Annotated in this window: 12 protein-coding genes and 1 pseudogene; 10 read left to right on the forward strand and 3 right to left on the reverse strand. The window is 71.0% G+C overall.

Annotation, left to right across the window (positions count from 1 at the left end):
* Positions 1-128: 128 nt before the first annotated feature.
* From IG62_RS49855 to IG62_RS0116020, 5 genes and pseudogenes are all read left to right on the forward strand, one after another.
* Positions 129-479, forward strand: a pseudogene (locus IG62_RS49855) (YraN family protein); the annotation flags it as partial.
* Positions 480-2147, forward strand: coding sequence for a YifB family Mg chelatase-like AAA ATPase (locus tag IG62_RS0116005; RefSeq protein WP_030802446.1), 1668 nt, complete (start codon positions 480-482; stop codon positions 2145-2147).
* A gap of 7 nt (positions 2148-2154) precedes the next feature.
* A complete protein-coding gene (dprA, locus tag IG62_RS0116010; protein WP_030802448.1) occupies positions 2155-3474 on the forward strand; it encodes a DNA-processing protein DprA in 1320 nt (439 codons plus the stop codon).
* Positions 3475-3835: 361 nt separating this feature from the next.
* On the forward strand, positions 3836-4672 hold the full coding sequence (gene whiG, locus IG62_RS0116015; RefSeq protein ID WP_030415789.1) for an RNA polymerase sigma factor WhiG: 837 nt from the start codon (positions 3836-3838) through the stop codon (positions 4670-4672).
* Positions 4673-4889: 217 nt separating this feature from the next.
* A complete protein-coding gene (locus IG62_RS0116020) occupies positions 4890-5429 on the forward strand; it encodes a TetR/AcrR family transcriptional regulator (protein WP_037838431.1) in 540 nt (179 codons plus the stop codon).
* Between the two features lie 537 nt (positions 5430-5966).
* Here IG62_RS0116020 and IG62_RS49860 read toward each other — a convergent pair.
* A complete protein-coding gene (locus IG62_RS49860) occupies positions 5967-7490 on the reverse strand; it encodes a M23 family metallopeptidase (RefSeq protein ID WP_078872028.1) in 1524 nt (507 codons plus the stop codon).
* Between the two features lie 361 nt (positions 7491-7851).
* Between IG62_RS49860 and rpsB the strand changes: the two genes are divergently transcribed.
* From rpsB to IG62_RS41935, 5 genes are all read left to right on the forward strand, one after another.
* Entirely contained in the window at positions 7852-8742 is an 891-nt protein-coding gene (gene rpsB, locus IG62_RS0116030; protein WP_030802456.1) for a 30S ribosomal protein S2, read from the forward strand.
* A gap of 106 nt (positions 8743-8848) precedes the next feature.
* Complete coding sequence (gene tsf / locus IG62_RS0116035; protein WP_030413723.1) at positions 8849-9685, forward strand: translation elongation factor Ts; 837 nt, start codon at positions 8849-8851, stop codon at positions 9683-9685.
* Between the two features lie 163 nt (positions 9686-9848).
* A complete protein-coding gene (gene pyrH / locus IG62_RS0116040) occupies positions 9849-10619 on the forward strand; it encodes a UMP kinase (protein ID WP_030802458.1) in 771 nt (256 codons plus the stop codon).
* A gap of 175 nt (positions 10620-10794) precedes the next feature.
* Positions 10795-11352, forward strand: coding sequence for a ribosome recycling factor (frr, locus tag IG62_RS0116045; RefSeq protein WP_030413725.1), 558 nt, complete (start codon positions 10795-10797; stop codon positions 11350-11352).
* Positions 11352-12524 carry a phosphatidate cytidylyltransferase gene (locus IG62_RS41935; RefSeq protein ID WP_030802460.1) on the forward strand — a complete coding sequence of 391 codons (1173 nt, stop codon included), beginning with the start codon at positions 11352-11354 and terminating at the stop codon, positions 12522-12524. The genes frr and IG62_RS41935 overlap by 1 nt, the downstream gene beginning before the upstream one ends.
* A gap of 309 nt (positions 12525-12833) precedes the next feature.
* On the opposite strand, the gene IG62_RS41940 is transcribed toward IG62_RS41935, so the two are convergent.
* Complete coding sequence (locus IG62_RS41940; protein WP_051798140.1) at positions 12834-13037, reverse strand: hypothetical protein; 204 nt, start codon at positions 13035-13037, stop codon at positions 12834-12836.
* Positions 13038-13051: 14 nt separating this feature from the next.
* Complete coding sequence (locus IG62_RS0116060) at positions 13052-13279, reverse strand: hypothetical protein (protein WP_030802462.1); 228 nt, start codon at positions 13277-13279, stop codon at positions 13052-13054.
* Between the last annotated feature and the right edge of the window lie 63 nt (positions 13280-13342).

The raw sequence follows: 13342 nt of genomic DNA on the forward strand, positions 1-13342 counted from the left end.
CCAGGACGGCACCCCCGAAACCCAAGGCGGCCGCACCGCCGACCCGGCCCGGGACCACGCGAAGGCGGCGTCCCCCGGCAACGACCGCACCCCCCGCACCGACCACGCCTCCACACACCGACGTCCGGCGACGCGCCCTCGGCCGCTACGGCGAAGACCTGGCCGCCCGATACCTCATCGACGCCGGCATGCGCATCCTGGCCCGCAACTGGCGCTGCCGGGAAGGCGAGATCGACCTCGTCGCCGCCGACGGCGACGCCCTGGTGATCTGCGAGGTCAAGACCCGCCGCGCCGGCCGGTACGAACACCCCATGGCCGCCGTCCGCCCCGAGAAGACCGCCCGGCTCCGCACACTGGCGGAACGCTGGATGGCACGCCACGGCGGCCCACCGCCCGGCGGCGTCCGGATCGACGTCGTCGGAGTCGTCCTGCCCACCCGCGGCGCCCCGTCCGTCGAGCATGTGCGAGGGGTGGCCTGAATGGGATTCGCCCGCACGTGCTCGGTCGCCCTGGTCGGCGTCGAAGGCGTCGTCGTCGAGGTCCAGGCCGACCTCGAACCCGGCGTCGCCGCCTTCACCCTCGTCGGACTCCCCGACAAGAGCCTCATCGAATCCCGGGACCGGGTGCGCGCCGCCGTGGTGAACTCCGGCGCCGAATGGCCACAGAAGAAGCTCACCGTCGGCCTCAGCCCGGCCTCCGTCCCCAAGGGCGGCAGCGGGTTCGACCTGGCCGTCGCCTGTGCCGTCCTGGGCGCCGCCGAGCGCCTCGACCCCCGCGAACTCACCGACCTCATGATGATCGGCGAACTGGGCCTGGACGGCCGGGTCCGGCCGGTGCGCGGCGTACTCCCGGCCGTACTGGCCGCCGCCGACGCCGGATACCGCCAGGTCGTCGTCCCCGAACGGACCGTCGCCGAGGCCTCCCTCGTCCCCGGCATCTCCGTCCTCGGCGTCCGCAGCCTGCGCCAGCTCATCGCTGTCCTCGCCGACGAACCGGTACCCGAAGAGGAAGACGCCCCGCAGGAGGGCCGCCCCGACCCGCTGCTGGCCGGCCTGGTCGTCCCCGGCACCGGCGCCGGCCTGCCGCGCGGCGACCACGTCCCCGACCTCGCCGACGTCGCAGGTCAGCACACCGCCCGTCGCGCCCTTGAGGTGGCCGCCGCAGGACGGCACCACATCTTCTTCAAGGGCCCGCCCGGCGCCGGCAAAACCATGCTCGCCGAACGCCTCCCCGGCCTGCTGCCACCCCTCACTCCCAAGGAGTCGCTGGAGGTCACCGCCGTCCACTCCGTGGCCGGCACCCTCCCGCCAGGACAGCCACTGGTCGACCGGCCGCCCTACTGCGCCCCGCACCACTCCGCGACCATGGCCTCCCTCGTCGGCGGCGGCACCGGACTGCCCCGCCCCGGCGCGGTATCCCTCGCCCACCACGGAGTCCTCTTCGTGGACGAGGCCGCCGAATGCAACCCCAGCGTCCTCGACGCACTGCGCCAGCCCCTGGAGTCAGGCCATGTCGTCGTCGCCCGGGCCGCCGGCATGATCCGCATGCCCGCCCGCTTCCTCCTGGCCCTCGCCGCCAACCCCTGCCCTTGTGGACGGCACGGCACCCTCAGTGGCGGCTGCGAATGCCGCCCCTCCTCCATCCGCCGCTACCGCGCCCGCCTCTCCGGCCCCCTGATGGACCGGGTCGACCTGCGCATCGCCGTGGAACCGGTCGCCCGCTCCGAGCTCATCGCACTGAGCCGGGGCGCCGAATCGAGCGCGACCGTGGCCGACCGCGTACGGGCCGCCCGCGAACGCGCAGCGGCCCGCCTCACCGGCACCCCCTGGCACACCAACAGCGAGGTGCCCGGCCATGAGCTCCGCACCCGCTGGCAGGCCGACCCCGGCGCCCTCGCCCAAGCGGAACGCGACCTCGAATGCGGCCTCCTCACCGCCCGCGGACTCGACCGCGTCCTCCGCGTCGCCTGGACCGCCGCCGACCTGGCCGGCCGCGACCGCCCCACCAGCGAAGACGTCAACTGGGCCCTGGAACTCCGCACCGGCGTACGACGCGGCGCCCTGACCACGGTGAGCAGCGGTACCTCCGACAGGACCGCCCACGAAACCGCAACCACCCACCCACCAGGCCCCCAGAACCAGGACTGACGGACCCATGACCGGACTCGACGAATGGGGCTTCGCCACACCCCGCCCCGCCCCCGACACCGAACCCCGCACAGGCAGCAACACCGACCGCACCCCACACGACCGGAACCACGATGCACGCCCCCACCTCACGGGAGATGCACAGACCCACCTCAGGGGAGGAGCACCACCCCACCCGCCCTGCAAACCGCACCGCAGTGCCCGCGCCGCCCTCACCCGGATCCTCGAACCGGGCGACGAAACCGCCGGCCGCTGGCTGAACGACATGGGCCCGGTCGCCCTGCTGCACGCCCTCACCGACGACGACGCGGCCCCGCCCCCGGGCGCCGGCCGGACCAAGCTCGCCGGCCTGAGAATGCGCGCCGCACGCGCCCGCCCCGCCGAAGACCTCGCCGCCGTCGCCGCACTCGGCGGCCGGTTCCTCTGCCCCGGCGACGAGGAGTGGCCCACCCAGCTCGACGACCTCGGCGACGCCCGCCCCATCGGCCTCTGGGTGCGCGGCAGGGCCCACCTCCGGCTCTGGGCCCTGCGCTCCGTCGCCGTCGTCGGCGCCCGGGCCTGCACCGAATACGGCGCCCACCTCGCCACCACCCTCAGCGCCGGACTCGCGGAACGCGGCTGGGCCGTCACATCCGGAGCCGCGTACGGCGTCGACGGCGCGGCGCACCGCGGCGCATTGGCCGCCAACGGCGCCACCATCGCCGTACTCGCCTGCGGCGTCGACTACGCCTACCCGCGCGGCCACACAGAGTTGATCGACCGCATCACCGAACAGGGCCTGGTCATCGCCGAGTTACCACCCGGCGACCATCCCACCCGCAGCCGCTTCGTCCAGCGCAACCGCGTGATCGCCGCCCTCACCCGGGGCACCGTCGTCGTGGAGGCCGAGCTCCGCAGCGGTTCGCTCGTCACCGCCCGCCGGGCGCTCGCCCTCGGGCGCTTCACGATGGGCATGCCCGGCCCCGTCACCAGCGGCCTGTCCGCCGGAGTGCACCAACTCCTGCGCGGCGAGGCCTCGCTGGTCACCGACGCCGACGAGGTCATCGAACTCGTCGGCAGCATCGGCGACCTCGCACCCGAGCGGCGCGGACCGACCCACCTCCGCGACCTCCTCGACCCGGTCGCAACCCGCGTACTGGAGGCACTGCCCGCGCGCGGAAGCGCGGACACCGGTCATCTCGCGCGGGAAGCCGGCACATCCCGCGACCTCGCCCACAACAAACTCTTCGAGCTGCAGTCCCTCGGATTCGTTCAAAGGTGCGGTGAGGGCTGGGAGTTGGCGCGACGCGCCGAGACGACCGACGGTTCCCGGCGAGGCGGTACTTGACCTGGGGCGAACGGGTGAAAGGGTGAGGGGAATGACCGCAGAATCCAGGTTTGCCATGCTTCGGTACCCGTGTCCGGCCCGCGGCGCGACAGCGATAGTGCGCAACGGGCACCCGGCATCCCGCCCGCCCCGTCGCCGCGTCCACCCCCATGGCTCGCCACCGGCGCACGCCCGGCATCGCACACACGCGTCGACACGCCGTACGAGGTAACCCTGAGGTGCGGGCAGCGGAACGTATCTGCGCACGCCCGAACTCGTCCTCCTCGCGGACCGCAACACTCCGGTCACGCTACGCTCACACCCAATTCATCCCTCACACATCCATCCACCCGTGTCTCGGCAGAACGGCTCAAGGCGACGAATGCCCCAGCACACCTCCGGGTCTGACCGTGCGGCAGTACCACCCGCCGCACGCGGCAGCGTGCGCCCCGCCCCGCCCACCTCACTCGACGAGCTGTGGCGCTCCTACAAGGCATCCGGCGACGGGCGGCTGCGGGAACAGCTGATCCTGCACTACTCGCCGCTCGTCAAGTACGTCGCCGGCCGCGTCAGCGTCGGCCTGCCACCCAACGTCGAACAGGCCGACTTCGTCTCCTCCGGAGTGTTCGGACTGATCGACGCCATCGAGAAGTTCGACCCCGAACGCTCCATCAAATTCGAGACCTACGCCATCACGCGCATCCGCGGCGCCATGATCGACGAACTGCGCGCCCTGGACTGGATCCCCCGTTCCGTACGTCAGAAGGCCCGCGCCGTCGAGCGCGCCTACGCCACCCTCGAAGCGCAACTGCGCCGGACCCCGACCGAGGCGGAGGTCGCCGAGGAGATGGGCATCGCCCTGGAGGAGCTGCACGGCGTGTTCAGCCAGCTGTCCCTGGCGAACGTGGTGGCCCTCGAAGAACTGCTGCACGTCGGCGGCGAGGGCGGCGAACGGCTCAGCCTGATGGACACCCTCGAGGACACCGCAGCCGAGAACCCCGTCGAGATCGCCGAGGACCGCGAGCTCCGGCGGCTGCTCGCCCGCGCCATCAACACCCTGCCCGAACGCGAGAAGACCGTGGTCACCCTCTACTACTACGAGGGCCTCACGCTCGCCGAGATCGGCAACGTCCTCGGGGTCACGGAGAGCAGGGTCAGCCAGATCCACACCAAGTCCGTACTGCAGCTCAGAGCCAAGCTCGCCGACGTCGGCCGCTGAGTCATCTTGTGTCGGGCCCTACGGTGAGTCGATCGCCCAGTTGCTTGCTGAGTCCCCGCAAAGGCCCCGCCGAGGCCCCGCTGAGTCGCCATGGACCTACTGCTCGCCCGCCTTCCGGGGTGCCGTGTCGCCATGCGGAGTGCCACGCCGGGCACGCCATCCGTAGAGTGGTGACGTGCCCAGGATTCGAGCGGCCTCCGTGGCCGAGCACCGGACGATGCAGCGCGGCGCCCTGTTGGACGCCGCTCGCACCTTGCTGTCGGAGGGCGGAACCGAAGCGCTGACCTTCCCCGCCCTCGCCGAGCGCACCGGACTCGCGCGCTCCTCCGTGTACGAGTACTTCCGCTCGCGCGCAGCCGTCGTCGAGGAGCTGTGCGCGGTCGACTTTCCCGTATGGGCCGCCGAGGTGGAGGCGGCGATGACGCGCGCCGACACCCCCGAGGAGAAGATCGAGGCGTACGTCCGGCGGCAGCTCGCCCTGGTCGGCGACCGGCGCCACCGTGCCGTCGTCGCCATCTCCGCCGGCGAGCTCGACGCCGGCGCGCGCGAGAAGATTCGCGCGGCACACGGCGGCCTCATCGCCATGATCGTCGAAGCCCTCGCCGACCTCGGCCACGAACAGCCCCGCCTCGCCGCGATGCTCCTCCAGGGCGTCGTCGACGCCGCTGTCCGCCGCATCGAACTGGGCGCCGCCGAGGACCCGACCGACATCACAGAGGCAGCCGTAGCCATGGCCCTCCACGGCATCCACGGCTAGCACCCTCCGCGGCATTCACGGCTGGCGACCTCCGCGGTGCATTCAGGGCTGGCGACCTCCGCGGTGCATTCAGGGCTGCCGACCTTCGCGGTGCATTCGCGGCTGGCGGCCTCCGCGTTGCGACCTGGGTCAGGTTGCTCGGCTTGCGGACCTGGGGATGTTGCCGGACCTGGGGAGCTTGCCGGGGCCGGGGACCTTGACCGGCGGGGCTTTTTACGGACCGGCCGGGACGCCTGCTTGCTCCGTTTCCTCTCCCCCCGGGGGCCCTCCCCCCGGCCCCCTCCCCACCACCCCCACACCCCACCCCACCACCCCCACGTCCAACGCCTCATCCACGCCCCGGCTCGTTGCCCGCAGCCCGCAGCCCGCAGCCCGCAGCCCGCAGCCCGCAGCCCGCAGCCCGCAGCCCGCAGCCCGCAGCCCGCAGCCGACCTGAGGGACTCGGGGGGACTCGAGACGTCAGGCATTCGAGACGTCACGGACTCAAGGCGCACCGGATTGACCGGGCGACCCGGCGAACCGCCCACAGCGTGCACCTCACCGCTGCCGCTCCGCGCGCCCAGCCCCTCGTACCGCCCGACCTCTCGCCGAGCGATCAGCGCGAAGCCGACCCAGTGCCCACAGCGCCGCCCCCGCCAGCACGGCCGCACCCATGACGGCAGCTCCCGTCGGTGCCGCCCCCGCCTCCCGAGCCGCGGGCGCTGCACCCACCGGACTCGCTGCTTTCACCGACTGGTGCGGGCGAGGACCCCCAGGCTCCTTACTGCCGCCCTGCGGCAAAGGGACTCCGAACACCGGCAGCAGGCGTGACGGGCCCCCGCCGCGCATGCTCGGTGGAAGCAGGGACAGCGGGTCCAGGTAGGTCTTGCCGCGGCGCAGGCCCCAGTGGAGGCACGGTGCCCGGCAGTGGAAGGGTCCTCGCTGGAGTACGGCGACCGGCTGGCCTGCCGTGACCCGCTGCCCCTTCCGGACGGTGGCGCGGACGGGTTCGTACGTCGTCCGTAAGGCAGGGCGGCCGGAGCGGGACACCTCGATGGTCAGCACGCCGCGGCCGGCCACGGTCCCGGCGTACGCCACTTGGCCCGGTGCGGCGGCTCGTACCGTCGTGCCGACGGACGCGGCCAGGTCCACGCCGCGGTGTCCGGCCGCCCATGGTGCCGGTGGTGGTTCCCAGCCGCGTAACACCGCGGGGCGTATCCCTTCTGGCCCCACCACCGGCCAGGCCCGTTCACCTGCAGTGCTCGGCGTGCCACCGGCCTCAGCGCCACCAGCCCCGGCACCTCCGCCCCAGTCACCGCCGCCCCCGGCAACAACCGCCCCGGCCTCAGTCGCGCTCCCGGTGTCTCGCTCCAGGGCCACAGGCTGACGCGCCTCACCCGACGAAGCCCCCGCCCCCCGGGCCGTCAGCTGCACCGCGCGCACCGCCGCCACCTCCGACCCCAGCCGCCCCGCCGCCGCGTGTGCGAGCGGTGAGGTGGCCAAGGCCAGTCCCAGAGCCACCGCCGGGACCAGTAGGGCTCTGGTCACGCGGGCCGGAAAGAAGCAGCTCGGCCCGTAGTCGGCCGGGTCGCCGAGCGGCGGCAAGGGCGGGGAGGGGAACGGAGACGACGGGGACGGGAACGGAGACGGCGGGGAGGGGAACAGAGACGACGGAGGCAGGGGTAAGGGAGCCGGAGCCGGCCCCGTCGAAGCTGAGCTCCTCGCCACCCACCCCCGGTCCGGTCGGCCTCGGACGCCGAGGAGTCGGCGGTGACCGCTCAGCGCACCGGAGGCGGTGTTCCGCCCGTCGCGCGGTCGGCCCCCGCCCGAGCCGTCGCGGTCGAGGTAGACACTGCGCGGTCGGCCCCCGTCCGTGCCCTCGCGGTCGAGGTGAATGCCGCGCGGTCGATCCCCGCCCGAGCCGTCGCGGTCGAGTGGGACGCCGTGCGGTCGGTCCCGTCGTACGTCGTGTCGCCGATCTTGTCGCGCCTCTCGTCGTCGGACGTGGAGTTGCTGTGACCAGGGCCTTCGCCCCTGCCTCTGTCCCTGCCCTGGCTGCTGTTGCTGTCGTTGCTGTCGCATGGGTCGACGGTGACGCAGTCCGGCCGGGCGTGGGGATCTTGGTCCGGAACTGTGGACAACGGGCCGGATGTGGACAACTGCCTCACTCGGACGGGTGTCGGTCTCACCCGGTCAGGGCTCGAAATGATGCGTGTCGCCCGGTGCATCGGCCGTCCCGTACACTTCTGATGGCGATCCGGGTCACCGGGTCGACTTCGCACGCCCCGCCGTCAGTGCAGCAGTCCCTTTCGGGCAGCACGACGGCCGCGCTCCTCGGTCCTTGGACGGCTCCGCAAGGTGTCTTCCCCGGCAGGCGCGTCGGGGCGTCAGGCACTGCGGCCGACCGGTCGCAGTGGAACCGAGAACTACGAGGAGTACGGCCATGGCCGTCGTCACGATGCGGGAGCTGCTGGAGAGCGGCGTCCACTTCGGGCACCAGACCCGCCGCTGGAACCCGAAGATGAAGCGCTTCATCTTCACCGAGCGCAACGGCATCTACATCATCGACCTGCTCCAGTCGCTGTCGTACATCGACCGCGCCTACGAGTTCGTCAAGGAGACCGTCGCCCACGGCGGCTCCGTCATGTTCGTCGGTACGAAGAAGCAGGCCCAGGAGGCCATTGCTGAGCAGGCGACCCGCGTGGGCATGCCCTACGTGAACCAGCGCTGGCTCGGCGGCATGCTGACCAACTTCTCGACCGTCTACAAGCGCCTGCAGCGCCTCAAGGAGCTCGAGCAGATCGACTTCGAGGATGTGGCCGCGTCCGGCCTCACCAAGAAGGAGCTCCTGGTCCTCTCCCGTGAGAAGGCCAAGCTGGAGAAGACCCTGGGCGGTATCCGCGAGATGCAGAAGGTGCCCAGCGCCGTCTGGATCGTGGACACCAAGAAGGAGCACATCGCCGTCGGCGAGGCGCGCAAGCTCAACATCCCGGTCGTCGCGATCCTCGACACCAACTGCGACCCGGACGAGGTCGACTACAAGATCCCGGGCAACGACGACGCGATCCGCTCCGTCACCCTGCTCACCCGCGTGATCGCCGACGCCGTCGCCGAGGGCCTCATCGCCCGCTCCGGCGCCGCCACCGGCGACCAGAAGCCCGGCGACAAGGCTGCCGCCGAGCCGCTGGCCGAGTGGGAGCGCGACCTGCTCGAGGGCGAGAAGAAGGCCGACGAGGCGGAGAAGCCCGCCGAGGCTCCGGCCGCCGAAGCTCCGGCCGCCGAGGCCCCGGCCGCCGAGGCCGAGAAGCCGGCTGCGGACGCCGAGCAGGCCTGACCTCAGGACCGGTTGACGACGGCGGGGGAGTGCGCCACGAGCGCCGCCCCCGCCGTCCACCCGTAGATCTTTCGACTTCGAGATTTCGAGAAGAGATTCACAGACCATGGCGAACTACACCGCCGCCGACGTCAAGAAGCTCCGCGAGCTCACCGGCGCCGGCATGATGGACTGCAAGAAGGCCCTGGACGAGGCCGAGGGCAACGTCGACAAGGCCGTCGAGGCGCTGCGCATCAAGGGCCAGAAGGGCGTCGCCAAGCGCGAGGGCCGCTCCGCCGAGAACGGCGCGGTGGTCTCCCTGATCGCGGACGACAACACCTCCGGCGTCATCGTCGAGCTCAAGTGCGAGACGGACTTCGTCGCCAAGGGCGAGAAGTTCCAGGCCGTCGCCAAGGCGATCGCCGAGCACGTCGCGAAGACCTCCCCGGCCGACGTCGAGGCCCTGCTCGCCTCCGAGATCGAGGCCGGCAAGACGGTCCAGGCGTTCGTCGACGAGGCCAACGCCAACCTGGGCGAGAAGATCGTCCTGGACCGCTTCGCGCAGTTCTCCGGCGGCTACGTGACGGCGTACATGCACCGCACCATGCCTGACCTGCCGCCGCAGATCGGTGTCCTCGTCGAGCTCGACAAGGAGAACGCCGAGGTCGCCAAGGGTGTCGCCCAGCACATCGCCGCCTTCGCGCCGAAGTACCTCGCCCGCGAGGACGTTCCGGCCGAGGTCGTCGAGGCCGAGCGTCGCGTCGCCGAGGAGACCACCCGCCAGGAGGGCAAGCCCGAGGCCGCCCTTCCGAAGATCGTCGAGGGTCGCCTCAACGGCTTCTTCAAGGACGCGACGCTGCTCGGCCAGCCGTACGCGCTCGACAACAAGAAGTCCGTCGAGAAGGTCCTCCAGGAGGCCGGTGTCAGCCTGAAGCGCTTCTCGCGCATCAAGGTCGGCATCTGAGAGCCTGCCGCAAGGCAGCGAATGACCTACGACCCCGCTAGGGTCGTACGCAGTCGGCCGCTCACCGGCCGGCCGCAGATGTGACGAGGAGGCCATTGCCGCACAGGGATCTGGACCAGACCCACGGCAATGGCCTTCTTCGTATGTGCACGAGGAGAGCTCAATGAATCACGGTGCCGACGGCGCGCACGCAGACCATGCCGCCAAGGACAGCAGGCGGCGCTTCCTGCTGAAGCTTTCCGGCGAGGCGTTCGCCGGCGGCGGCGGACTGGGCGTCGACCCCGACGTCGTGCACGCGATGGCCCGCGAGATCGCCGCCGTGGTGCGCGACGGCTACGAGATCGCCATCGTGATCGGCGGCGGCAACTTCTTCCGCGGTGCCGAACTCCAGCAGCGCGGCATGGACCGGGCCCGGTCCGACTACATGGGCATGCTCGGCACGGTGATGAACTGCCTGGCCCTCCAGGACTTCCTGGAGAAGGAGGGCATCGACTCCCGCGTCCAGACCGCGATCACCATGGGCCAGGTCGCCGAGCCCTACATTCCGCTGCGCGCGGTGCGCCACCTGGAGAAGGGCCGGGTCGTCATCTTCGGCGCCGGCATGGGCATGCCGTACTTCTCCACCGACACCACCGCCGCCCAGCGCGCCCTGGAGATCGACGCCGAGGCCATGCTGATGGGCAAGAACGGCGTGGACGGGGTCTACGACTCCGACCCCAAGGTCAACCCGGACGCGGTCAAGTTCGACGCCCTCGAATACGGTGAGGTCATCACCCGTGACCTGAAGGTCGCGGACGCCACCGCCATCACGCTGTGCCGCGACAACAAGCTCCCGATCCTCGTGTTCGAACTGCTCGCCGAGGGCAACATCGCGCGTGCGGTGAAGGGTGAGAAGATCGGCACGCTCGTCAGCGATCAGGACACCCGGGCCTGACGGCCCCAACTGCCGCCTTTCCGTACGGGCATCGGCCCGTACGGGCGGCAACCACCGGCCGGGGTAAGACCTCGGTACGGGGATGGACAACCGCCTGCCGGTCGGACACCGTGCAGGAGTAGACGCGCGGCAGGGGCGAGGCTCTGCTTCTTACCGAAAAGACCAGGAGCAAGTGGTGATCGAAGAGATCCTCCTCGAAGCCGAGGAGAAGATGGAGAAGGCCGTCGTGGTCGCCAAGGAGGACTTCGCCGCGATCCGCACCGGGCGTGCGCACCCGGCGATGTTCAACAAGATCGTGGCGGACTACTACGGCGCCATGACGCCCATCAACCAGCTGGCGTCGTTCTCGGTTCCCGAACCGCGGATGGCCGTCGTGACCCCGTTCGACAAGAGCGCGCTGCGCAACATCGAGCAGGCGATCCGCGACTCCGACCTCGGCGTCAACCCGAGCAACGACGGCAACATCATCCGGGTGACCTTCCCCGAGCTGACCGAGGAACGCCGCAAGGAGTTCATCAAGGTCGCCAAGAACAAGGGCGAGGACGCGAAGATCTCGATCCGCAGCGTCCGCCGCAAGGCCAAGGAGTCCCTGGACAAGCTGGTCAAGGACAAGGAGAGCGGCGAGGACGAGGTGCGCCGCGCCGAGAAGGAGCTCGACGACACCACCGCGAAGTACGTCGCGCAGGTGGACGAGCTGCTCAAGCACAAGGAATCCGAGCTCCTCGAGGTCTGATGAACGAGTCATCCTGGGGGGCCCCGCCCGGCGCCGGTCAATGGGGACCGCCCGAATACGGACCGGCCTCCTCGCTTCGCGGGGTGGCGCCGACCGCCCCGGCGGGTCCCGTGCACGACTGGGGCGATGCGGCGCAGACTCGGCCCATGCCCATCGTGCCCGAGCCAGGCGGACACCAGGACGACGACCGGGACCACCGGGAACATCGGCACATCCGGGATAACCGGGATCACCCGGACGACCGGGGGGCTGCTCCACGGAGCGGCCCCCTGTTCCGCGACGACCAGCCGCAGGAGCCCATGCCCACCTCCGTTCCCGGGTCCGACCGTTCGCCGGACTCAGAGAAGCCGAAGAAGAAGAGCGCGGGGCGCAATCTGCGCGCCGCGATAGGGGTCGGTGTCGGTCTCGGCGCGGTCATCCTGGCCTCGCTCTTCGTCTACAAGCCGGTCTTCATCGGCGTGATCGCGATCGCCGTCGTCGTCGGGCTGTGGGAGCTGACCTCGCGGCTGGCGGAACGCAAGGACATCAGGGTGCCGCTCGTTCCGCTCGCGGTCGGCGGCACCGCCATGGTCGTCGCCGGTTACGTACGCGGAGCCGAGGGTGCCTGGGTGGCGATGGCGCTCACCGCGCTCGCCGTCCTCGTGTGGCGGATGACCGAGGCGCCCGAGAACTATCTGCGGGACGTCACCGCCGGAGTCTTCGCGGCGTTCTACGTGCCGTTCCTCGCGACGTTCGTGGCGCTGATGCTCGCGGCCGACGACGGACCGCAACGTGTGCTGACATTCCTGCTGCTCACCGTCGTCAGCGACACCGGCGCGTACGCGGTCGGCTGGCGGTTCGGCAAGCACAAGCTCGCCCCGCGCATCAGCCCGGGCAAGACCCGCGAGGGACTCGTCGGCGCACTGCTCTTCGCGATGGCCGCCGGCGCGCTGTGCATGGAATTGCTGATCAAGCACGGCGCGTGGTGGCAGGGCCTGCTGCTCGGCCTTGCGGTCGCGGCCAGCGCCACCCTCGGTGACCTCGGCGAATCCATGATCAAGCGGGACCTGGGCATCAAGGACATGGGCACCTTGCTCCCCGGGCACGGCGGCATCATGGACCGCCTGGACTCCCTCCTGCCGACGGCGCCCATCGTGTGGCTGCTCTTCGTGGTCTTCGTCGGAGCGGGCTGAGCCCGACGGCACCGCCCGGCTCCCGAGCCGCGCCCGTTTCCCGAGCCGACGAGAACAGGCCGGAGCCCCCTGCCAGCGCAATGCGCTGGCGGGGGGCTTTTGCGTGGAGGGTGGGAGCGTGCGGATGGATGGCGGGCGGAGGCGGGTCAGGGGCCGGGGCCAGGTGCCGGATGGTTGGCTACTGCCGTGGGTGGGATGCCGTACCGGGACTGGTTGCCAGGCCTCGGCGCACTGAGTGGTGATACGTGTGCGACTGCCCCGCAGGGAAGAAAGCACCGGAACGTCCCGCCTCTTCCCGGCCCCCTCCCCTCACTCGTCAAACTTCCGCTGCCGTTCGTCCGGCCGGCCGACTCGTCCGACTCGCCTCCAGATCACCGTCATGCCCAGCCCGAGCACCACCAGGGCCACGACGACGATGAGGATCTTGAGGGCGAAATCCATCAGCAGATGGTGGGCGAGATCGGACGCCGCCAGGTAGCGATGGGACGCGTCCAGGTCGAGGTCAGGCGCCATGGGGAGGAACCCGGTCACCGTCGGCCGTCCCGCCGTCGGGTCCGGCCGGCCCCGTCCTCAAGCCGCCGGGCCGCCATGCGCAGTGCGGCCCGTAGAGCGGGGTCGGCATAGCGGCGCGCCTCGTCGAGCCGGCCCCTGCGCTTGAGGAACACGGCCACCCCGAAGACCAACAGGGCGAGCACCACGATGCCGCCCGCGATCACGCCGAACCTGATGAGCATGAGGTTGAGATACGTCGCCACCGGAGCCTCCCGTTTTCTATCACAGGCGTGACACAAAACAATTTATCACGACCGTGATACAGC

This window comes from Streptomyces sp. NRRL S-337 (assembly GCF_000720175.1).
Lineage (GTDB): Bacteria > Actinomycetota > Actinomycetes > Streptomycetales > Streptomycetaceae > Streptomyces > Streptomyces siderophoricus.

Bases quoted from the DNA above. Each gene is read 5' to 3' on its own strand.
- pyrH (WP_030802458.1), top strand. From the start codon at position 9,849: ATGAATCACGGTGCCGACGGCGCGCACGCAGACCATGCCGCCAAGGAC.
- IG62_RS0116020 (WP_037838431.1), top strand. From the start codon at position 4,890: ATGCAGCGCGGCGCCCTGTTGGACGCCGCTCGCACCTTGCTGTCGGAG.
- whiG (WP_030415789.1), top strand. From the start codon at position 3,836: ATGCCCCAGCACACCTCCGGGTCTGACCGTGCGGCAGTACCACCCGCC.
- tsf (WP_030413723.1), top strand. From the start codon at position 8,849: ATGGCGAACTACACCGCCGCCGACGTCAAGAAGCTCCGCGAGCTCACC.
- IG62_RS41940 (WP_051798140.1), bottom strand. From the start codon at position 13,037: ATGGCGCCTGACCTCGACCTGGACGCGTCCCATCGCTACCTGGCGGCG.
- rpsB (WP_030802456.1), top strand. From the start codon at position 7,852: ATGGCCGTCGTCACGATGCGGGAGCTGCTGGAGAGCGGCGTCCACTTC.
- IG62_RS41935 (WP_030802460.1), top strand. From the start codon at position 11,352: ATGAACGAGTCATCCTGGGGGGCCCCGCCCGGCGCCGGTCAATGGGGA.
- dprA (WP_030802448.1), top strand. From the start codon at position 2,155: ATGACCGGACTCGACGAATGGGGCTTCGCCACACCCCGCCCCGCCCCC.
- IG62_RS0116005 (WP_030802446.1), top strand. From the start codon at position 480: ATGGGATTCGCCCGCACGTGCTCGGTCGCCCTGGTCGGCGTCGAAGGC.
- IG62_RS49860 (WP_078872028.1), bottom strand. From the start codon at position 7,490: ATGCGACAGCAACGACAGCAACAGCAGCCAGGGCAGGGACAGAGGCAG.